This window comes from Methylobacillus pratensis (genome assembly GCF_054072455.1).
The window spans coordinates 188,102-209,310 of record NZ_JBSUSR010000003.1 but is presented as its reverse complement, the minus strand read 5'-3'; the positions used below and the strand labels follow the sequence as shown (position 1 = coordinate 209,310).

At 58.2% G+C, this 21,209-nt stretch carries 20 protein-coding genes; 10 read left to right on the top strand and 10 right to left on the bottom strand.

Translation table 11 applies throughout. The annotated features are described in order from the left end of the window. Nucleotides 1-78: 78 nt before the first annotated feature. Nucleotides 79-1,095 (bottom strand): D-alanyl-D-alanine endopeptidase, encoded by a 1,017-nt coding sequence (gene pbpG / locus ACW4YW_RS08390; protein ID WP_457137170.1) that lies wholly within the window; start codon nt 1,093-1,095, stop codon nt 79-81. 180 nt (nt 1,096-1,275) lie between these two features. Here pbpG and gcvH point away from each other — a divergent pair, with 180 nt between their 5' ends. After that, on the top strand, nt 1,276-1,647 hold the full coding sequence (gene gcvH, locus ACW4YW_RS08385) for a glycine cleavage system protein GcvH (protein WP_457137169.1): 372 nt from the start codon (nt 1,276-1,278) through the stop codon (nt 1,645-1,647). Nucleotides 1,648-1,659: 12 nt separating this feature from the next. Here the strand turns inward: gcvH and ACW4YW_RS08380 are convergent, their stop codons facing one another. The 3 genes from ACW4YW_RS08380 to ACW4YW_RS08370 are packed head-to-tail and all read right to left on the bottom strand — an operon-like array spanning nt 1,660 to nt 4,155. Then, nucleotides 1,660-2,214, bottom strand: a complete 555-nt coding sequence (locus tag ACW4YW_RS08380; RefSeq protein ID WP_457137168.1) for a hypothetical protein — start codon at nt 2,212-2,214, stop codon at nt 1,660-1,662. Nucleotides 2,215-2,229: 15 nt separating this feature from the next. Next, complete coding sequence (locus ACW4YW_RS08375) at nt 2,230-2,658, bottom strand: DNA polymerase III subunit chi (protein WP_457137167.1); 429 nt, start codon at nt 2,656-2,658, stop codon at nt 2,230-2,232. A 6-nt stretch (nt 2,659-2,664) separates the two neighbouring features. Further along, the gene (locus ACW4YW_RS08370) at nt 2,665-4,155 is read right to left on the bottom strand and encodes a leucyl aminopeptidase (RefSeq protein WP_457137166.1); all 1,491 of its coding nucleotides are present in this window, start codon (nt 4,153-4,155) and stop codon (nt 2,665-2,667) included. 96 nt (nt 4,156-4,251) lie between these two features. Here ACW4YW_RS08370 and lptF point away from each other — a divergent pair, with 96 nt between their 5' ends. Continuing rightward, nucleotides 4,252-5,340, top strand: a complete 1,089-nt coding sequence (gene lptF / locus ACW4YW_RS08365) for an LPS export ABC transporter permease LptF (RefSeq protein ID WP_457137165.1) — start codon at nt 4,252-4,254, stop codon at nt 5,338-5,340. Between the two features lie 6 nt (nt 5,341-5,346). Further along, nucleotides 5,347-6,417, top strand: coding sequence for an LPS export ABC transporter permease LptG (lptG, locus tag ACW4YW_RS08360; RefSeq protein WP_457137164.1), 1,071 nt, complete (start codon nt 5,347-5,349; stop codon nt 6,415-6,417). A 42-nt stretch (nt 6,418-6,459) separates the two neighbouring features. Here lptG and ACW4YW_RS08355 read toward each other — a convergent pair whose 3' ends face one another. Genes ACW4YW_RS08355 through ACW4YW_RS08345 form a run of 3 tightly spaced genes read right to left on the bottom strand, consistent with a single transcriptional unit; the run spans nt 6,460 to nt 7,834 of the window. Beyond that, nucleotides 6,460-6,894: a DUF3106 domain-containing protein gene (locus tag ACW4YW_RS08355; protein WP_407994538.1), complete on the bottom strand. Its 435-nt coding sequence runs from the start codon at nt 6,892-6,894 to the stop codon at nt 6,460-6,462. Beyond that, nucleotides 6,876-7,247: a DUF3619 family protein gene (locus ACW4YW_RS08350; protein ID WP_457137163.1), complete on the bottom strand. Its 372-nt coding sequence runs from the start codon at nt 7,245-7,247 to the stop codon at nt 6,876-6,878. The genes ACW4YW_RS08355 and ACW4YW_RS08350 overlap by 19 nt, the downstream gene beginning before the upstream one ends. Next, nucleotides 7,244-7,834 (bottom strand): RNA polymerase sigma factor, encoded by a 591-nt coding sequence (locus ACW4YW_RS08345; protein WP_457137162.1) that lies wholly within the window; start codon nt 7,832-7,834, stop codon nt 7,244-7,246. The genes ACW4YW_RS08350 and ACW4YW_RS08345 overlap by 4 nt, the downstream gene beginning before the upstream one ends. A 147-nt stretch (nt 7,835-7,981) precedes the next feature. Here ACW4YW_RS08345 and ACW4YW_RS08340 point away from each other — a divergent pair, with 147 nt between their 5' ends. The 7 genes from ACW4YW_RS08340 (at nt 7,982) to ACW4YW_RS08310 (ending at nt 17,664) form a co-directional block, all read left to right on the top strand. Further along, a complete protein-coding gene (locus ACW4YW_RS08340) occupies nt 7,982-8,200 on the top strand; it encodes a PP0621 family protein (protein ID WP_457137161.1) in 219 nt (72 codons plus the stop codon). Next, nucleotides 8,197-9,798: a sensor histidine kinase gene (locus ACW4YW_RS08335; protein ID WP_457137160.1), complete on the top strand. Its 1,602-nt coding sequence runs from the start codon at nt 8,197-8,199 to the stop codon at nt 9,796-9,798. The genes ACW4YW_RS08340 and ACW4YW_RS08335 overlap by 4 nt, the downstream gene beginning before the upstream one ends. After that, a complete protein-coding gene (locus tag ACW4YW_RS08330; protein ID WP_457137159.1) occupies nt 9,795-11,162 on the top strand; it encodes a sigma-54-dependent transcriptional regulator in 1,368 nt (455 codons plus the stop codon). The genes ACW4YW_RS08335 and ACW4YW_RS08330 overlap by 4 nt, the downstream gene beginning before the upstream one ends. A 6-nt stretch (nt 11,163-11,168) precedes the next feature. Beyond that, a complete protein-coding gene (gene ampD, locus ACW4YW_RS08325; protein WP_457137158.1) occupies nt 11,169-11,753 on the top strand; it encodes a 1,6-anhydro-N-acetylmuramyl-L-alanine amidase AmpD in 585 nt (194 codons plus the stop codon). Nucleotides 11,754-11,856: 103 nt separating this feature from the next. Continuing rightward, nucleotides 11,857-12,948: an efflux RND transporter periplasmic adaptor subunit gene (locus ACW4YW_RS08320; RefSeq protein WP_457137157.1), complete on the top strand. Its 1,092-nt coding sequence runs from the start codon at nt 11,857-11,859 to the stop codon at nt 12,946-12,948. Further along, a complete protein-coding gene (locus tag ACW4YW_RS08315; protein ID WP_457137156.1) occupies nt 12,945-16,019 on the top strand; it encodes an efflux RND transporter permease subunit in 3,075 nt (1,024 codons plus the stop codon). The genes ACW4YW_RS08320 and ACW4YW_RS08315 overlap by 4 nt, the downstream gene beginning before the upstream one ends. A gap of 229 nt (nt 16,020-16,248) precedes the next feature. Further along, entirely contained in the window at nt 16,249-17,664 is a 1,416-nt protein-coding gene (locus tag ACW4YW_RS08310; RefSeq protein WP_457137155.1) for a putative porin, read from the top strand. A gap of 136 nt (nt 17,665-17,800) precedes the next feature. Here the strand turns inward: ACW4YW_RS08310 and azu are convergent, their stop codons facing one another. The 3 genes from azu to ACW4YW_RS08295 form a co-directional block, all read right to left on the bottom strand. Beyond that, nucleotides 17,801-18,250: an azurin gene (gene azu, locus ACW4YW_RS08305; RefSeq protein ID WP_457137154.1), complete on the bottom strand. Its 450-nt coding sequence runs from the start codon at nt 18,248-18,250 to the stop codon at nt 17,801-17,803. A gap of 261 nt (nt 18,251-18,511) precedes the next feature. Next, nucleotides 18,512-19,771: a dicarboxylate/amino acid:cation symporter gene (locus ACW4YW_RS08300; RefSeq protein WP_457137153.1), complete on the bottom strand. Its 1,260-nt coding sequence runs from the start codon at nt 19,769-19,771 to the stop codon at nt 18,512-18,514. 185 nt (nt 19,772-19,956) lie between these two features. Beyond that, nucleotides 19,957-21,207, bottom strand: a complete 1,251-nt coding sequence (locus tag ACW4YW_RS08295; protein ID WP_457137152.1) for an RsmB/NOP family class I SAM-dependent RNA methyltransferase — start codon at nt 21,205-21,207, stop codon at nt 19,957-19,959. Between the last annotated feature and the right edge of the window lie 2 nt (nt 21,208-21,209).

Sequence of the window (21,209 nt, the reverse complement as noted above, 5' to 3'; positions counted from 1 at the left end):
AAGCTAAATCGATCGGGTAATAGATAATAAAAAAGCGGCTCTCAAGCCGCTTTTTTATTTATATTGAAGACTGTTCAATTAGCTCGCATTGCGATGGCTATTGCTGCTTTCTATCCACTTGCGGATTTTCTGCGCATCACCCACCCGAGCATTTTTGCTGAATGAATCCAGCAAGACAATGATCAAGGGCTGCCCGCCGACCTGCGCCTGCATTACCAGGCATCGCCCGGCCTCGTTGATGTAGCCGGTCTTGGAAAGACCAATCACCCAGTCGCTGTTGCGCACCAGCACATTGCTGTTCACATACTGCAATGGCGCACGCGTGCCGTTGACCGGCACGGAATAGGAGCTGCTGGTCGAGACGTGGCGGATCTCGGGATATTGGTATGCCGCGCGCACCATCTTCACCAGGTCCTCCGCGGTGGAGACATTGGCGCTGTTCAAGCCGGTAGGGTCGGCAAAACGCGAATGCAGCATGCCCAATTGCAGCGCCTTGGCGTTCATCGCCGCGACGAATGCATCCACGCCGCCTGGGTAATGACGGCCCAATGCCGAAGCCGCGCGGTTTTCCGAGGCCATCAAGGCAAGCTGCAGCATTTCCGCACGCGTCAGCGAGGCGCCGATCGGCATGCGTGAACCGGTTCCCTTGAGGGTGTCGATATCGTCCCGTGTGACGTGGAGCTTTTCTTCCATATCCAGTTGGGCGTCCAGCACTACCATCGCCGTCATCAGCTTGGTGAGGGAAGCAATCGGCGCGGCGATATCCGTCCCTTTGGCAAACAATATCTCGCCGGAATCCTGATTTACGATCATCGCCTTACTGGAAGCCAATTTCAAGCCGGTGCCGTAGTCCTTGAACACGCTGGGGCTGGCTGTGGCGACGGCGCTGTTGGAGCGTATGGTGCTGATAATGCGGCCGCTGGCCTCATTTTTCCTCGCTACCGTCGTCTTGGTCTTCTTCTTGGCGACTACTTTCTTGCTCGCCTTGGTCTTGCTTGACGCAGTCTTCTGCGGCTTTTTTTCCGCTGCATAGGCCAATGCTGGCGGCATGCACAATGCCAGCATGGTCAGCAGTAATGTGATTTTACGTATCATGTCGCGCCCACCCCGTTCAATGGTCGAGAAGAATAATATCCAAAAAAGTTTGATTTGTCATTTACATAGCAACGGAAGTTTATAAACTTTCTTAATAGGGAAACATAAAAAAATCACGTTGTACGCCGGCTTAAGCGCTTTGTGCGAAAATATGCCGACATTATTCTCCTGAGCTTTTTCATGAAAATTCCCGAGAACCTGCAATATACCGCCGAACACCTATGGGTACGCCAGCATGAAGACGGCCATTGGCTGGCCGGCATTACCGACTATGCCCAGGACTTGCTGGGCGATATCGTCTATGTCGAAGCCCCGAAGCCCGGCAGCAGCATCTCCGCGGGCCAGCCTTGCGGACTGGTGGAATCGGTCAAGACCGGTTCCGACCTGCATGCACCCCTCAGCGGCACAGTCGTCGCCATCAATGAAGCACTGCAAAGCACGCCTGAAGACATCAACGACAAACCTTACGATGCCTGGATTTTTTCATTCCAGCCGGCAAACGAACCTGCTGGCCTGCTGAGCGCGGCTGAATACAAGGCCTTGCTGGGTTAGAGCCCGTTTACCCTAATCCTTTTTCAGCGCCTCGATCACACGCTCCCGCAAGGTCTCGGCCAATGCGCTTTCAACCTCGGCGCCGAGCTTGGGGATCAAGGCCTGCATCTCCCTCGCCAAGGCATCCTGGATGGCATGGGCGATCACAGGCTGCATATCTGCAAGTACTGCCTCGGCAAGCTCCTGGCGCGCCAGGAGCAATTGCGGATGATCGGGTTCCTGCGGAATAAATAGCCCTCCTTCTTCAGGGATATCCACCTCCTCATCCACATCCGCCGGCAAGAACTTGATGCCCGATGCCTGGGGCGTAGCTGCCTCTGGCGGCGCTGGTGATAGCGACTCAGGCGTTTCCTGAGTTGCCGGTTCGGCATGATCATCATCGGCATAATACGGAGCCAGCAGTTGCTCGATCTCGACCATGCTGAAGGCGCCTGCCCCTTCGTAAACGTCCGTCAACACAGGAACATCATCCGCGGCTGGCTGGTCGGATGGCTGAACAGCCGGACTGCTCAGCGAGTTGATGCGGCGCAGTACCAGCGCCAGTTCATCTTGCGATTGGTCGCTCATGAGCTCCTCGTTTCATCATAATGCTGCGCCACTGGCATCGAATGTCCTGATTTCATATCCCCGGTCCCGGTAAAAGCGGTAACGTTCACGCGCCGAGGCACGGTCACCCTCGTCCAGCCCCACGATCTCGATCAAGCGCCTGAACCTGCTGAAGAACGGCGGATAATGGCTATCCAGGTTGATCAGGATATCGTCGTGCGGCAATGGCTCGTGACGCCAATCTATGATGACCGGCGTTTCAGCCGCACGGGGATGCGTTGCATGGCAGTGCGGCAGAAAACCGGTCGGCGGGTTGCTCCATAAGAACGAGCCCAACTGCTCCGCCGCCTGCTGGGTAGAAGTCAACACCATCAGCCGCCGCCCGCGTTGCGCGGCACGGCTGCTGAGATTGGCCACATGGAAGGCCTTATTCGGTACGTTGAAAAAGAAATCCACCCTTGTCATGCGTGTTTACTGCCCGGCACGCTGCTTGAGGAACTCGGTCAGCAACGGCACTGGACGCCCGGTCGCGCCTTTTTCCTTGCCCGACTTCCAGGCAGTCCCCGCGATGTCGAGATGGGCCCAGTCATATTTCTTGGCAAAACGCGACAGGAAGCATGCCGCGGTGATGCTGCCGCCTGCCCTGCCCCCGATATTCGCCATATCGGCAAAGTTGCTGTCGAGCTGCGGCTGGTAGTCGTCCCAGAGGGGCAGACGCCATGCCCGGTCTTGCGCCTCATTGCCCGCTTCCAGCAGCTCTTCGGCCAGGCTGTCCTTGTTGCTGAACAAGCCGCTTGCGTGATGCCCGAGCGCGATCACGCAAGCCCCAGTCAGGGTCGCCACATCCACGACGGCTTGCGGCTCGAAGCGTTCTGCATAGGTGAGCGCATCGCAGAGGATCAGGCGGCCTTCCGCATCCGTATTCAACACCTCTATGGTCTGGCCCGACATGCTGATCAGCACGTCGCCCGGCCGGGTCGCATTGCCGTCCGGCATGTTTTCGCACGTCGGGATGATGCCGACCACGTTCAACGGCAAATCCAGCTCGGCAATGGTCTTGAACGTGCCCAGCACGCTGGCCGCGCCGCACATGTCGTACTTCATCTCGTCCATGTCGGCACCGGGCTTGAGCGAGATGCCGCCCGTATCGAAAGTGATGCCCTTGCCCACCAGCACTACCGGCTTCTGGCTCTTCTTGCCTTTCTTGTGCTGCAGCACGATCAGCTTGGGCGGCTGCACGCTGCCCTGGGTCACACCCAGGAACGACCCCATGCCCAATTTCTCAATCTCCGACTTCTCCAGCACTTCCACCTGCAATCCATGGCTCTTGCTCAATGCCTTGGCCTGCTCGGCCAGGTAAGTCGGTGTGCAATAGTTCGGCGCCAGGTTGCCGAGATCCTTGGCGAAGCTCACGCCGGCAGCGAGCGCCTTGCCCTGCTTGAGGCCTGCTTCACCCGCCGCCACGTCGCTGCGCTGGGCAACGTGTACTTGCAATTTGGCTATGCCTTTCTTGCCATTCGCGGCTTTGGTCTTGAAGCGGTCGAAACGGTAGGTGCTGTCCTCGGCAATTTCCGCCACCTGGGCAACGCGCCAGGCGGCGTCACGCTTCTTCACCGGCACTTCGGCCAGGAATGTTGCGACATCCGCGGCATCGAGGCCGCCTAGAGCTTTGACGGCGGCCCGCAAGGCCTGGCGGTAGCTGCGCTCGTTGAGCTCGCGCTCCTTGCCCAGGCCGACCAGCAACACGCGCGCGGCAGCGACCCCAGGAACGGAATGCAGCAGCAGGGTGGAGCCGGGCTTGCCATCGATGTCGCCCGCGCGCAGGACATTGCCGAGATAGCCGTCGGATGCGCGATCGAGCAGCGCGGCGGCGGCGGAAAATTTACGCGCTTCAAACACGCCGACCACAACGCAATCTTTACGCTGTTTTTCCGGAGTACCACTTTTTATGCTAAATTCCATTCCTTGATCCTTAAGATTTAAAGCCTTCTGAATTATCCCGCGTTTTCGCGGTAAATCAACCTCAATTGCGGAATTTGAACTACCTGCTTTTCTAAGATGCTCTTCAAACGCTCACTACTGCAAGAGCTAGTCACCACCGCCATCGGCGGCTTCCTGGTGCTGTTCGGCATTGTCATCGCCCAGCGCGTAGCATACTACATCGGCATTGCCGCCAAAGGCAGCCTTGCCAGCGACGCCATCAATACGCTGCTGGGGTTCAGCATGCTGAAATTCCTGCCCATGATGCTCTCGCTCACATTGTTCCTTGCCGTATTGCTGACGCTTTCGCGCTGGCACCGCGACAGTGAGATGGTGGTCTGGTTCAGTGCGGGCCAAGGGCTCTCCAGCTGGATACGCCCAGTGCTGACGTTCGGCTTGCCGGTCATCATCGTCATTGCTTTTCTCAGCCTGTTCGTCACGCCCTGGGCCACCAATAAGGGTGCCGAGTTCCGCGACCAGTTGAAAAGCCGCGACGAGCTTTCATCCATCAGCCCGGGCGTGTTCAAGGAATCCCGCCAGGCCGACCGCGTGTTCTTCGTGGAAAGCTTCGATGAGCTGGGCAATATCGTCAAGAATATCTTCGTGCAATCCATGCAGCACCAGAAGCTCGGCATTATCGTGGCCGCGCGCGGCCACCGTGAAACGGCCGAGAACGATGACAACTTCCTGGTCATGCAGAATGGCCGGCGCTATGAAGGCACGCCCAATACTGCGGAATACTCGATCACCGAGTTCGAGCGCTATGCCATCCGCATCGAGCCTGCAGAGGTGCAGCAGCAACCGCCCAACACGCAATCCAGGGACACCCTCGAACTCTTCAACGAACACAGCCCGGATAGCAATGCAGAGCTGCAGTGGCGCCTTGCCATCCCGATCTCGGCATTCGTGCTGATCCTGCTAGCAATTCCCCTGAGCTTCGTCGACCCCCGCTCCGGCCGCTCCGCCAACCTGATGATGGCGCTGCTGATCTATATCGTGTACAACAACCTGCTCAGCATCATGCAGGCCTGGCTCGCGCAAGGCAAGATTCCCTCGCTGGTCGGCTTATGGCCCGTGCATGCCTTCTTCCTGCTGCTGACATTCTGGATGTTCTACCGCCGCTTGTTCCAGTTACCGTTCCTGCCGCGCTTGTGGCGTAGAAAATAAGCCGCGATGAAATTACTCAACCGCTACCTGGCACAGGAAATCATCTCCAGCATCATGCTCATCATGCTGGCCTTGCTGGCGATGTTTTCCTTCTTCGACCTGATCCAGGAACTGGAAAGCCTGGGCAAGGGCAGCTACGGCATCAGCAAGGTATTGCTGTACGTATTGCTCAGCGCGCCGGGACACGTCTACGAGGTGGTGCCGGTTGCGGTGCTGGTCGGCACCATGTACGCGCTGGGCCAGTTCTCGCGCTATTCGGAGCTCATCATCCTGCGCGTGAGCGGCATTTCCATCCGCAAGATCGCATTCTCGCTGCTGCGTGTGGGATTGGTGTTTGCCGTGATTACCTTCCTGGTGGGAGAACTGATCGCGCCATTGAGCGAAAAGGCCGCGCAACGCATCCGCATCCAGGCCACGGATTCCGTGGTCGCGCAGGATTTCCGCTCAGGGCTGTGGGTCAAGGATGGCAACAGTTTCGTCAATGTGCAGAACGTCATGCCGGACGCTTCATTGATGAATATCCACATTTACGAGTTCGACAACGAATTTCGCCTGCGCACCATCAGCAATGCGAAGGACGGCAGTTTCGACGGCAAGAACTGGAATCTGCACCAGGTGACGCAAACCCATTTTGAAGAGCAGAAAATCCGTACCAACGTGTTCCAGGAAGCCACCTGGCAATCCCTGATCCGCCCGGAGCTGCTGAACGTGCTGCTGGTCGTGCCGGAAAAAATGTCGGCCTGGAATCTGTATTTCTACATCAACCACTTGGCGAGCAACAAACAGAAGACCTCGCGCCACCAGATCGCGCTCTGGTCGAAGATGATCTATCCGCTGGCCTGCCTGGTCATGGTGATTCTGGCGCTGCCTTTCGGCTTCCTGCAACAGCGCTCAAGCTCCGCCAGCACCAAGATCTTTGCCGGCATCATGCTGGGCATTGTCTATCAGGTATTGAACCGCGTGTTCGTGCACTTGGGCTTGCTCAACGACTGGTCTCCCCTGTTCAGCGCCGTGATGCCGACATTGCTGTTCATGGCGGCAGGCATCTTCATGCTGTACTGGGTGGAGCGCAGGTAGTTTAAGCCCTGCAAACGCAGTGCGGCCAGGAAAGGCCGCTGATCAGTCCAGGTCTTCCAGGCCGGTATCGATGTCGGGATTCTCGCGCCGCAATGCCTCGCGCTTGGCCTCAGGCAAGCGCTGGTACTCTTCCCACTTCTTGCGTAATGCCGCCTTTTTCTCGGGCGACAGGTTCTGGTAAGCCTGGTATTTCTTGCGCGCATTCTCCCGCTCGTAGGGCGTCATGCGGCTCCAGTGCGTCAAGCGCCTTTGCACTCGCTGCTGTTGCTCGGGCGTCATCTTGGGGTAGTCGCGCGCAATATCCAGCATTCTTTCGCGCTGCCACGGCCTGAGGATATCCCACTCCTGCGCCAGGGGCGCCAATACCTGGCGCTGGCTTTCGGTCAGTTGCGCCCAGCTGGGCTCCTGTGATTCCGTTTCAGCGACTGCTGTCATCGCAAGCAATAACAGGCCGGCTGCTATTGCTGTTTTAACCATGAATAAAAGCCTGGATCAAGATATGCCTCGGGGGGAAGTTCAGAAGCCAGCAGGAAGGCGTCGCCATGTTCGCCATGGCCGTGCCCTGTCAATTGCTGGGTGACAACGAATGTAAATAACACGGCCGCGATCAGGGCCACCAAAGACAAGCTGCGTTGATGCTGGAGGAAGTAGCTGCCGACCAACGCCATAAGCCCGCCGCCCTGCGGCTGCTGGCTATGGGTCGCCGCCATGCGCAAGAGCGCTTGTCGTCGCGCTTCCACGAGGCGGTCCACCACCTCTGGCGCGAGATTTTCCGTGGTTTCGTCCAGTCGACGGACGATCTCTTTTGCAAACTGTTGTTCGTGATTCATCGCTCGCCCCCAGCCCTGTCGAGCACTTCCTTAGCAAAACCGTATTTTTCAAGCGTGGCGGCCAATGCGTGGACCGCCCGGGAACAATGTGTCTTGACGCTCCCTTCCGAGCATCCCATGGCTGCCGCCGTTTCAGCAACATCCATATCTTCCCAGTAACGCATGATAAATGCTTCTCGTTGACGCGTTGGCAGATTTTTTATCGCGGCTTCGATGATCGCGATTGTTTCCTGTTGCTCGTACTGCAGCTCCGGGTTGTCGTGATCATTATCGGAGGTCATGGTTTCCAGCGGGTCATGCTCTTCGTCGTCATGCTGGCTGACGCCAAGCGAAGAGAGCAACGTCGTCCAGATGCCCCGTACTTTCTGCCGGCGCCAGTAATCCTTCATGGTGTTCTGCAGGATGCGCTGGAACAGCATGGGGTATTCCTCTACTGGCCGGCTTGCATACTTTTCCGCCAGCTTGAGCATGGCATCCTGCACGATGTCCATCGCGGCATGATCGTCACGCACGGCATATGCCGTCTGCTTGAAAGCCCGACGCTCAATTTGCGCTAGAAAATTTGAAAGTTCCTGTGTGCTCGCCATTGAAGTGCTTGGATGCTTTTGATTGCATTTAGTGCCGCGGCACGCGGGCCAGATAAGCCATCTTGATTGAGTATAACAGGTTTGATTTTGTTACCCGGGCTGCTTTTCGCTACAATCACTCCATCCTTTACCCACCTACCGGGCATCATGCTGAAACTGCTGCTTCTCGCCGTTATATTCTGGCTGATCTACGCCATTCTCAAGCACTACCGCAACAGCGTGGACCAGCCGCCGCCTTCGCGCAACAGCCCGGAAGACATGGTGCAATGCGCCCACTGCCAGGTGCACCTGCCGAGGAGTGAAAGCGTCAAGAGCGGAGAATTGCACTACTGCTCGGATGCGCATCGCCAGCAACAACAGCCATGACCGCGCAACCTGCCAAAGCTGGCGGCATCCATGCCACGGACTTCTGGCAGCCGCTCGCCCTGTTCGGGGTTTACCGCATCCTGCTTGGCATCGTCTTCCTTGCCTCGTATTTCCTGCTGCAGGACGCGCGCATCTGGCTTAACTACAATCCTACCGCTTACCTCAGCTTCTCCCTGGCATACCTGGGCTTCGGCTGCCTGGCGCTATGCCTGAACGTCCTGCGCAAACCCAATTTCAGCGTCCAGCTTTCGCTGCTGACCCTCATGGATATCGGTTTCATCATCCTGCTCATGTATGCCAGCGGCGGCATCAAAAGCGGGCTGGGACTGTTGCTCATCATTACGATTGCCGCCGCCAGCCTGATCAGCCAAGGGCGGCTCGCGCTGTTTTATGCCGCGATTGCCAGCATAGGCCTGCTGCTCGAGCAGTCCTACCAGATGCTGATCTGGAATGAGGATTTCGGCGACTATTCGCATGCGGTCATGCTGAGCATCAGCTGCTTTGCCACGGCATGGCTCGCCCATAGCTTCAGCAAGCGCGCCAGCCTGAATGCACAGCTGGCGTCGCAGCGCGGGATCGACCTGGAAAACCTGGCCCAGGTCAATCAACTGGTGACACAGGAAATGGATGACGGCGTCATCGTGGTGGACCAGGTCCTCACGCTGCGCCATCGCAACCGCCAAGCTGACTTCCTGCTGGGAATCCAGGCCAATGCGCGCAACAACCAGCCACTGGCAGAGTACGCCCCCGAGCTTGCAACCTTATTGCAGCGCTGGCACCAGCAGGGCCACGGCAGGCAGCAGGGCCTGATCAAACTCAGCCTGAGCAAGCGCGACCTGCGCCTCAAGCTCATGCCGGTGGGGGAAAGCTATGCGCAGGGCACCGTCATCTTCATACAAGACTGGAGCCAATTGCAGACCCAGGCGCAGCAACTCAAGCTTGCCGCGCTAGGCCGCCTCACCGCCAACATCGCCCATGAGATCCGCAACCCCTTGAGCGCCATCAGCCATGCGACGCAATTATTGCAGGAAGACGAATCCCACGACCCTGCGAACCAACGCATGCTGCAAATCATCAGCGACAATGTGCAGCGCATGGAGCAGATGATCAAGGACGTGCTGGAACTGAACCGCCGCGACCGCACCAAGCAGCAGGAAATCCGGCTGACCGATTTCCTGCGCGAATTCCATGACCAGTTCTACCAGGTGGAGAAAATCCCGCCACAGGGCTTCGTGCTGGACACGGACGTTTGGGAGCCCACGATCACGTTCGACCACCGACACCTGCACCAGATATTGTGGAACCTGTGCCGCAACGGCTGGCGCCATAGCCGGCAACATGATGGCAGCCTGACGCTGTCATTACGCAGCGAAGCGCAGCAATGGCTGATCGAAGTGCATGACGATGGCAAGGGCATTCCCGAAAGCGCCCAGGCACATCTGTTCGAGCCTTTCTTTACCACAGAGAGCACGGGCACCGGCCTCGGGCTTTATATCGCTCGCGAACTGTGCGAAGCTAATGGCGCCACCATTGAACATGCCGCGGCTGAACAAGGCTGTTCGTTTGTTATCCACATTGAGAAAACTGAACCTGCATGAGTGCGTTTCCCGCCTGCCTAGTCGTCGATGACGAAACCGATATCCGCGAACTCCTGGTATTGACCCTGGAGCGCATGGATATCCGGGCGGATAGCGCCAGCACACTCACCGAAGCCCGGCACCTGCTGGAACAGGGGCAATACGGCCTCTGCCTCACCGATATGCGCCTGCCGGATGGTAGCGGGCTGGACCTGGTCAAGCACATTGCACAGGACTATCCCGGCCTGCCGGTCGCGGTGATTACCGCCTACGGCAGCGCGGAGAATGCCGTTTCCGCGCTCAAGGCCGGAGCCTTCGACTACCTGACCAAGCCCATCTCGCTCAAGCAACTGCGCCCGCTGGTGCAATCCGCGCTCAAGCTATCTTCCGCAGACCAGACAAACCCCACCGAGGACACGGATACCCTCAAGCTCATCGGCAACAGTACCGCCATCAAGCAGGTACGCAGCATGATAGAAAAACTGTCGCGCAGCCAGGCCCCGGTCTATATCAGCGGCGAATCCGGCAGCGGCAAGGAACTGGCGGCCCGCCTGATACACCAGAACGGCTCGCGCCGCGACGGCCCTTTCATTGCTGTGAACTGTGGCGCCATCCCGGAAAACCTCATGGAAAGCGAGTTTTTCGGCCACAAGAAAGGCGCTTTCACAGGCGCGGCTCAGGACAAGGAAGGCATGTTCCATGCCGCCAAGGGCGGCACGCTGTTCCTGGACGAAGTCGCCGACTTGCCGCTTGCCATGCAGGTCAAGCTGTTGCGCGCCATCCAGGAAAAAAAGGTGCGCATGGTCGGTGGCACCCAGGAAGAAAGCGTCGATGTACGCATCATCAGCGCCACGCATAAGAACCTGTCCGTGCTCATGGAGCGTGGCGAGTTCCGCCAGGACCTCTACTACCGCCTGAACGTGATCGAACTCAAGCTGCCCGCCCTGCGCGAGATGCAGGAAGACATTCCCCTGCTCGTCGACGCCCTGCTTGCCAAGCAATGCCGTGAAGAAAACCGGGACATGCCGGCAATATCCCCCGCGGCCAGCCAGATGCTGGCAAGGCACAGCTTCCCGGGCAACGTACGCGAACTGGAGAATGTGCTGGAGCGCGCGCTGGCCTTGTGTGACGGCAGCACCATCACGGCTGATGACCTGCTGCTCGACCAGGACGCCAGCTCCCCTGCATCCCCTGCCGGGGCAGCCTTGGAGGACGAAGGCCTGCCGCTGCCTGACTACCTGGAGCACATCGAAAAGACGGCCATTCTCAACGCCCTGGAAAAAACCCAGCACAACAAGACCGCTGCCGCCAAACTGCTGGGCGTCAGCTTCCGCACCTTCCGCTACCGCCTCAGCAAGCTTGGCCTGAGCAAGGATAGCGATTGATCCGCGATGGAAACAAGCCTATCCATTGACCGGTACGGCCTGGTGGCAGGAGCCGAGTTCGTTGCCTCGCCGAATTTTGATGCGCGTCCCGCCGATGCCGACATCTGCCTGGTCGTCATCCACAACATCAGCCTGCCGCCTGGGGAATATGGCGGCCCAGGCATTACGCAATTGTTCACCAACCGGCTTGACCCCGATGAGCACCCCTATTACGCCGACATACACCAGCTGAAAGTGTCAGCCCACTTCGTCATCGGGCGCGACGGCAGGCTGCAACAGTTTGTCCCTTGCGAAGCAAGGGCCTGGCACGCAGGAGCATCAAGCTGGCAGGGCCGGGAACGTTGCAATGACTTTTCCATCGGCATCGAATTGGAAGGCAGTGATGCCGAGGCTTTCACGGCGGCACAATATGCAACGCTGCATGCTTTGCTCAGGCTATTAACCTCCCACTATCCCATTCGCGATATTGTCGGCCACTCCGATATCGCCCCCGGCCGCAAGACCGACCCCGGCCCTCATTTCGATTGGGCATCCGTAGCAAACCTCTTGCCGAATCTGACAACAACGGGCAAAACCGGTATAAACTGCTGAATTTTAAGCACAGAAGCAACAGAGCTGCATCAGTTTGAACAGCGCCCTGGCTGGATAGAGCAACCAGCATATGCTTAGCATTCAATCAGGAAAATTAGAATAAATGTCAGTCTATCGTTCAGGGGTCTTCGCATTGCTGGCCCTGTTATCCGTATTGAACAGCGCTTGCAGCAAGAATGAAGAGGCGGCAAAACCGGCCTCTCTACCGTTGGTCAGCGTTACCGCTGTGGAAACTGCCCGGCTGGAGATCCGCGAGCAATCCATCGGCACGCTGGAAGGCATCATGGACCCCACCGTCGCGGCGGAAGTGCCCGCACGCGTCTTGAAAATACTGGCCCGCCCCGGCCAAGTGGTCAAGAAGGGCGAAGTCATCGCCCTGCTGGACCCACAGGACTACAACCTGCAGCAGCGCGAGGCGGAAAGCGAGGTCGCGCGGCTGGAGGCATTGCTGCTCAACCAGCAGCGCAATGTGGAGCGCAACCAGAAGCTGGTAGAGAAGAACTTCATTTCGCAAAACGCCCTGGACGAGCTGGAAACGCAGAAAATCGCCTTGAAGCGCCAGCTCGAGGGCGCACGATCCCGCCTGGACACGATCACGCACAACAGCAGCAAGACCCGGCTGCTTTCCCCCATCGATGGCAAGGTGGAGAAACAAATCGTATCGCCCGGCGATTACGTCAAGGTTGGCGACCCCCTCCTGCAGATCATCAGCAACCAGCGCCTGCGCGCCCACCTGCCGTTCCCTGAAAGCCTGGGCACCAAGCTCAAGCCCGGGCTAAAGGTCAGGCTGAAGACACCGACCGCCGATGAGGAAGCGGAAGGCGTATTGCGCGAGTTCAAGCCCGTCATCGGCAGCAATAACCGCGCAATCGACGTGCTCGTGGACATTGTCGACCAACCCGGGTGGCAATCGGGTGCCAGCGTCACGGGCGACATCATTCTCGGCGAGTATCCTACCGCGCTCGTGGTGCCGGAACAAAGCATCGTACTGCGGCCGGCCGGCGAAGTGGTCTATGTGATCAAGGACGATGTGGCACACCAGCGCGTCGTCAAGACCGGCATCTACCAGGACGGACGCATCCAGATCACCGAGGGCCTGGAAACCGGTGAAACCATTGCCGTCGATGGCGCGGCCTTCCTCACGAACCAGACCCGCGTACAAATCCAGGCCCATTCGCAACAGGACCAGCCATGACCTTGCCGGAAATATCGATCAAGCGCCATGTACTGGCGTGGATGGTATCCGGCTTGCTGGTTCTGCTGGGCATCATCAGCTACCAGCGCATCGGGGTGGACCGCCTGCCCTACATCGAATTCCCGGTCATCTCGATCACCACCACCTTGACCGGGGCCAACCCGGACATCGTCGATGCCAGCATCACCAGCATCATCGAATCCTCGGTCAACACCACGCCTGGCATCGAACATATCCAGTCCTCCTCCTCGCCTGGCGTTTCCGTCATTACCATTACCTTCGGCCTCGAGAAAAACATCGACGTGGCCTACAACGAGGTGCAGGCCAAGGTCAACCAGGTGCTGCGCCGCCTGCCGGACGATGCCGACCCGCCGCAGGTGCAGAAAGTGGAAACCAATGCCCAGCCCATCATGTGGCTGGCATTGCGCGGCGACCGTACGACCCAGCAAATCAACCTGTACGGGTTCAACGTCCTCAAGAAAAAGCTCGAGACAATCAACGGCGTCGGCGAAGTGCGCCTGGGCGGGCGACGCGACCGCACCATCCGCGTCAACGTGCTGCCCGAGCGCATGGCGGCCTACAGCATCACCGCCACCGACTTGATCGATGCGTTCAAGCGCGAGCATGTGCAACTGCCCGGCGGCTTCCTGGTGGGCAGCAATGCGGAATACCTCATGAAGCTGGACATGGAATACCACAACCTGCGCGACATGGCTGAAATGATCGTGGCCTATCGCGACGGCGCCGTCATCAAGCTCAAGCAGGTTGCGGAACTGGAAGACGGCATCGCCGACTACCGCCAATTGGCGCGCTATATGGGCAAACCCGCGGTGGGCCTTGGCATCGTCAAGGTCTCCAACGCCAACACCGTGGCGATCATCGATGAAGTGCTGCGCAAGCTGGACGAGGAAATCCGTCCCAGCCTGCCGCCCGGCATGACGCTGGACATTTCGACCAATGACGCGCTGTTCATCGAGGAAATCGTCGGCGCTTTGCAGGAGCACCTGGTCGAGGGCACCCTGCTTGCGGCGTTGATCGTCTGGCTGTTCCTGCGCTCCGTCCGCTCCACTTTGATCATCGCCACGGCGATCCCGGTGTCGCTATTGGGCTCGGTCACGGTCATGTATTTCTCCGGCTTCACCTTCAACACCATGACGCTGCTGGCCTTGCTGTTGCTGATCGGCGTGGTCGTGGATGACGCCATTGTGGTGCTCGAGAACATATACCGCCACCTGAGCCTGCGTGCGCAGCAGGAGCCAGCTGCCGATTCCGGTGTCATTGCCCGCGCGGCGGCCATCACGGGCAGCCGCGAGGTGGCTTTTGCCGTGATCGCCGCCACCTTCTCGCTGGTCTGTATTTTCGCCCCGGTGATTTTCATGGAAGGCATCATCGGCAAGTTTTTCAAATCGTTTGCCGTGGTGGTCACCTTCGGCGTATTGGTCTCGCTGCTGGTCTCGCTCACGCTCACCCCCATGCTGTGCTCGCGCTATCTCAAAGCGCACGAGCCCGAAGGGCGGTTCTATGGCTGGCTGGACCGCCTTTTCCAGCGCATGGACCATATCTACGCCGGCATGCTGGCATGGACGCTGCGGCACCGCTGGAAAGTCATGCTGCTGACCCTGCTGGTCGTCGTCGGCAGCGGGTTCTTCTTCGGCAAGGTGCAAAAGGAATTCATCCCAGACTCGGACGAAGGCCGCTTCCTGATCTCCTTCCGCACGCCCCTGGGCTCGAGCATTGAATACACCAACAGCCGCCTGGAGAAAATGGAGGCGGTATTGCAGCGCTACGACGCCCAGATCGCCAGCTATTTCGGCACCATAGGCGTGGGCGCGCAGGGCCAGGTGAATAAAGGCACGGTCAGCATCCGCCTCAAGGACCGGCGGGAACGCGACATGAGCCAGCAGGCATTGATACGCGCCATCCGCGCCGACCTGGACCTGATTCCGGGCGTACGCGCCTTCCCCGTGCCTGTTGCTATCGTCGGGGGACAGCGCTCGGAGAAGCTGCAATTCAACATCACGGGCGCCAACCTCGAGCAGGTCAGCCAGCTGGGCAAGACCATGCAGCGCAAATTGGGCGATATTCCCGGCATCGGCAAGGTAGACCTGGACCTTGACCTCGACCTGCCCCAGCTTACCCTGCAAGTGGACCGGATACGCGCTGCCAGCCTCGGGCTTTCCGCTGTCGACGTGGCCACGGCGCTCAATCTGTACACCGGCGGCATCGATATTGCCGACTTCAATGACGAGCCCGGCGACGGCCAGCGTTACGAGATCCGCTTGAAGGCCAAGGAAGGCAGCCTGCAAACCCCTGACGACCTGAAGAAGATCTACCTGCGCAGCGGCACGGGCGAACTCGTGCGCCTGGACAGCGTGGCAAGCTTCAAGCAGACATTGGGCGCGGCCGTGATCGGGCGCTTCGATCTGCAATATGCCGCCAGCCTCTATTCCAACCCCATCATGCCGTTGGGCGACGCTGTCGAGCACGTGCGCAGGCTGGCGGCGGAAACACTGCCGCCCGGATACCAATTCAACCTGGTGGGCCAGGCAGAGGAGCTGCAGAAAACCGTGAGCAGCATGATATTCGCGTTTGGCCTGGCGCTGGTACTGCTCTATATGGTGCTCGCGAGCCAGTTCAACTCGTTCCTGCAGCCGTTGATCATCATGCTGGCGCAGCCCCTGGCGATTATCGGGGGCGTGTTTGCATTATGGGTCACCAACAACTCGCTCAATATCTTCTCGATGATCGGGCTGGTATTACTGATCGGCCTGGTGGCGAAGAACTCCATCCTGCTCATCGACCTCACCAACCAGTTGCATGAGGAAGGCAAATCGGTGGATAACGCATTGCGCGAGGCTTGTCCCATCCGGCTGCGCCCGGTGCTCATGACCTCGCTGACCATCATCCTGGCCCTGCTGCCTGCCGCCTTTGGGCTCGGTGCGGGAGCGGAGACCAACGGCCCGCTTTCCATCGCCGTGATCGGCGGCATGATCTCCTCCACACTGCTGACGTTGGTGGTGGTACCGGCAGCTTACTCACTGATCATGAACAAGATGTCCCATCACCGCTAACACACCATCATCACCAGCCAAAGCGACAGCATATGCTGTCGCTTTTTTATTGTCCGCAGACAATTAGCAACGAAAAATTCTCTATGATGAATTTTTCGTTATTGTAAGTCATTGTAAAAATAGCTCTTTTCTAGTCTTTTCCCCGCCTTGTGACACCGAATTGTCATATTCGGTACCAATAATGCCGCCTCATTGCTCCGCCATATCAACCCCAAGCAAAGAGGAAAGCATGAAACTATTTCGTATGTTGCCCATCGCTGCAATGATGACCACCAGCCTGTCAGCCATGGCAGACTCCACGATCGACCTCGTCAACGCGCTGGTCGCCAAAGGCGTATTGACCGAAGAAGAAGGCAAGCTACTGAGCAAAGGTCGCGAAGGTGAAAAAGCCAGCGAGGACAAGGCAATTGAAAAAGCCGTCAAGTCGGGGGGCAAGATCACGATTTCCGATGCCATCGACAATGCCACCGTATACGGCGATATCCGCGCGCGTTACGAGCTTCGTCGCGGCGAGGACTCGGCCAACATCAGCGAGGATCGCGAGCGTGGCCGTTACAAGCTGGTGCTCGGCGTCAAGACCAGCGCCGGCGATTTCTATTCGGATATCGCTTTATCCATGGGCGCTAACGGCCGCTCGGACAACTCGACATTCGGGAATGCGGCCAACAGCTCCAATGGCTCGAACACCAAGGAAACCGTATACGTCAAGCGTGCGCTGCTGGGTTGGAAGGTCACGGATTGGTTGAAGGTGGAGGCAGGCCGCGTTGCCAATCCGCTCTATACTACCCCCATGGTATGGGATGGCGACCTGACCTTTGAAGGGCTGGTTGAAAAGCTCGAGTACCAGTGGGGCAAGGTGAACCTGTTTGCCAATTTTGCACAATCCCAATACATCGGCGACCGCCAGGATTTCACCATCATCAACAATGACAGGGTCACCAACGACTTGATGGCATTTCAGGGCGGTGCCAAATTTGACATCAACGACAGGGTGTCGGCCAAGGCAGCGCTCACGTTCACCAAGTTCTCCAACGACCATGCGCCGGGTGCCGCGCCATTTGTGCCCGGCCTAGGCAGCGATTCGGGCCGTGGAGTGAGCCTGGGCACGGTCACGACGGCAACCAACGATATCCGCACCATCGAAATCCCGGCAGAGCTCGTGTTCAAGCTCAATGACAGCATGAAACTGACTGCCTTCAGTGACTATGTCACCAACCTCGATGGGAAGGACCGATACGAAGCCGCCGTTGCGGCAGCGACCGCCAGCTCGGCAAGCAGGGGCGCCGTGATCAGTTCGGCCGGTAACGACGACAAGGCTTGGTTGATTGGCCTCGGGTTATCCAGTCAACAAGGCAAACAGCCAAAGCATGGCGACTGGTCTAGCCGGTTGTGGTATCAGGATGTCGGTATCTACGCGCTGGATCCCAATACCGTCGATTCCGACTTCATGGATTCACGCCTTAATATGAAGGGCATTGTTCTCAAGGGTGAATATTTCTTGCGCGACAACGTTGTCGTGAACCTTTCTGTCGGCCATGCCAACCGCAAGAATGGAAAATTGTCGGCCGCTGCATCACAAAGCGATATCGCGCTTAACCTCGACAGCTTCAGCTTGTACCAGATGGACATTACTTACAGATTCTAATCTGCTCCCCACTCCCGGACCAAAGCAGCCTATGGCTGCTTTTTTTCATTGCCCCCCTAAAAAGCATACAAAAAAGGCAGCTCGAAAGCTGCCTTTTTATGCACCAACAATCTGACGATTGTTGCCTGATCGCGAATTACTTAACAGTGACAGTACCGCGCATCATAGTGGCATGGCCAGGGAAGGAGCAGAAGAATGTGTACTTTTCGCCTGCAGTCAGCTTGCTGACATCAACCTTGACGCTGTCCTTCTCGCCGCCGCCAACCAGCTTGGTGTGGGCAATCACGCGAGCATCGCCAGCCTTGACGAAGTTACCAGCTTCTCCAGCACCAACGCCATCGTTCATCACGCCCTTGAAGTCGGCAGTCTTGGTGATTACCAGGTTGTGGCCCATGACGTTCTTAGGCAGGGAGCCAGTGTGCTTCAGGTTAACGGTGAACTCTTTACAGCTCTTTTCGATGTCGATGTTCTTGGTATTGAATTGCATAGCGTCGTTAGCTTCGACATCCACCGAGCAGCCAGCTGCCAGTACGGAACCAGAGAACAGTGAAGCGAACAACAGAGCGACGATTTTGCTGGATTTCATAGTTACTTTCCTCATCTAAAATAAGCCAGGTGGCTTGTGTTATAGAACTTCTCTTTTGTTACTACTCAACAACCTACAGCTTTTGGCTTGTTTACTATGCTCATATGATGTTGCTGCATCGGAGCACCTTGCCTGTTTCCCATTATTTTCAATTGAGAAACATTATCAATTAAATCGGCCACTTTTTCCAGTATCAGTGACACACTTCTTATAACGTATCAGTTCCGGTTTGGATGACAGCGCGGGCAATTCTATACAAAATCATCGGCCTGCGACAGGTTTATGGTCGGAAGTCGAGACAATTTCCTGCACAATCAAGCTGCCTATCATGTCGCCCTCGACATTGACCGTCGTGCGTATGGTGTCGAGCAAGCGGTCTATCGGCAGCAGGATCGCGATCGCTTCCGCCGGCAGGCCGACCGATTGCAGCACCATCACCATGGTCACCATCCCCGCGCTGGGAATGCCCGGCGCGCCAAGCGACGCCAGCATCGCCATGAAAAACACTATGAGCTGCTGAACCAGATTAAGTTCAACCCCGGCCAGGTTGGCGATGAACAACGCGGCCGAGGCTTCGTACAATGCCGTGCCGTCCATATTGATGGTGGCTCCCAGTGGCACGACAAAACCAGCGATGTCGCGCTTTACCCCCAGTTGCTGCTCGGTGCAGCGTATCGTCACCGGCATGGTGGCGGAACTCGAGCTGGTGGCGAACGCCGTCACCAGAGCGTCCCGCGCGCCTTTCCAGAAAGTCCACGGCGTTACCCGCGTCACCAGGTAGAGGATGCCGGGCAGGATGATCACGCCGTGCACCAGGGTAATGCCGACGACCAGCAGCATGAACTCGCCCATGCTCGCGAACAGGCTGGCATCTTGCGTTGCCACCAGCTTGGTGAGCAACGCCATGATGCCGATAGGCGCCAGGCGCATCACCCAGCCGACCACCATCATCACGAGGTCGAAGGCTTCCTGCATGATATTGAGGAAATTACGGTAGCGCTCGCCGCCGATCACGATGGCAATGCCGACGATCAGGGCAAAAATCACCACGGCGAGCACATTGCTCTGGGCCAGTGCCGCAAACGGGTTCTGGAACAGGCCGAGCAGGAATTTGCTGAAAAACTCGCCTACCGTCAGCTTTTCACTGTGGAAATTCTGCATGGTATCGGCAAACATGCCGAGGTGCATACCGGCGCCGGGCTTGAAGATATTGGTCGCCACCAATCCCAGCAGCACGGCAATCGCCATGGATATGCTGAAGAACACGAGGGTGGAAATCCAGACGCGGTGCATCTGCTGGTGCGCCTGCAAGCTGGCGACCCCCACGACGATCGAAGTGAACAGCAAGGGCACCAGCACCATCTTGAGCAGGGCGATGAAAACGCCGCCTGCCATGGTGCTGGCGTACAGGCCCGCCTCCTGGGCGGTCGAGCCTGGGTCCAGGCTGGCCAACAGCAGCCCCAGCGCAACACCCAATACTGCGCCTAGCAATATCTGCGTGTTGAGGCTGGGTAACTTCATGCTGGCTCCTGGAACCCGTTCACAATCTTTTTATCGCTACGCATGACTTCAAGATGCGCCCGCTCTGCGTCGCGAATCCTCGCCGGGCAATCAGCACGGCGACAATCCGCATACGCGTGGTTTGCGCCTTGCTTCGACTGCCTTGACAGGTCAACGTATCTCATAAAAAGTTTTTGCACAGGTTCTTATGCGGTGAGTTCGAACACCGCAGCAAAGAAACCGTCGGTCTCATGTTGGTGCGGCAGCAATTTCAGATAGGTCCCAGTATCCAGTTCAACCTGCTGCTGTGCAAGGATTTCTGCCGCATTGACCAATGTGAACTGCGGATGCGCGGCCAGGAATGCTTCCGCCACCTGTTCGTTTTCCTCCGCCAACAGGCTGCATGTGGCATAAATCAGCCGGCCTCCCGCCTTCACGAGCTTGGCCGCCCTGGCCAGGATCGCCGTTTGCTTGGCAGTCAGCTCCGTGACGTCGCCGGGGGTCTGTTTCCATTTGAGGTCGGGGTTGCGGCGCAAGGTGCCCAGCCCGCTGCAAGGCGCATCCACCAGCACGCGGTTGAACTTGCCGTTGAGGCGCTTGAGCTTGGGGTCGCTCTCGCTGCTGATGACCTGGCTGTGCAGGTTGGACAGGCCGGAGCGCTTGAGGCGCTGGCCAAGATTGTGCAGGCGCTTCTCCGACACGTCGAAAGCGTACAGTCTGCCGGTGTTGCGCATCAGTGCGCCCAGCGCCAGGGATTTACCGCCCGCGCCCGCGCAGAAATCCGCGATCATCTCGCCGCGCCGGGGCGCCACCAGCAAAGCCAGCAGCTGGCTGCCTTCGTCCTGCACCTCGATCTTGCCGTCGGTGAAGAACGGGTGGCGGTTGATGGACATGCGCTGCGGCAGGCGGATGCCGGTCGGGGAATACGGCGTCGCTTCCGCCCCGGCCTTCTCGCTGGCAAAACGCGCCAGCACCTCTTCGCGGTTGCTCTTGACCAGGTTGACCCGCAAATCAAGGCTGGCGGCCTTGTGCATGCTGCGCGCAATCGCCAAAGCCTCTTCCGCGCCATATTGCGACTCCAGCCGCTGCCACAGCCATTCGGGCAAGTCGGCCTGGATCGCGGGACTCAAGCCCTCAGTCGACTTGGCCTTGATCTCGTGCGCCCATTCCTTCTGCTGCTGGTTCAGCAGCTCGTCCAGCTCGCGCAGGCTGTTGCCCTGCACGCGCACCAGCCACGCCACCAGCAGGCGGCGCGGGTCTTCATTGCCGGCCAGGTAGGCCAGAAACGACCTGCGGCGCAGAACGCCGTAGACCGCCTCGGCAATCCAGGCGCGCTCCTTGTTGCCAAGCTCGCGGTGATCGCGGAAAAACTTGCCCAGCTTGGCATCCGCCGGGCCGGGGTTGCCCAATACATCCGCCAGGGCGATGGCGGCAAACCTCAATATGTTCTGGTTCATAC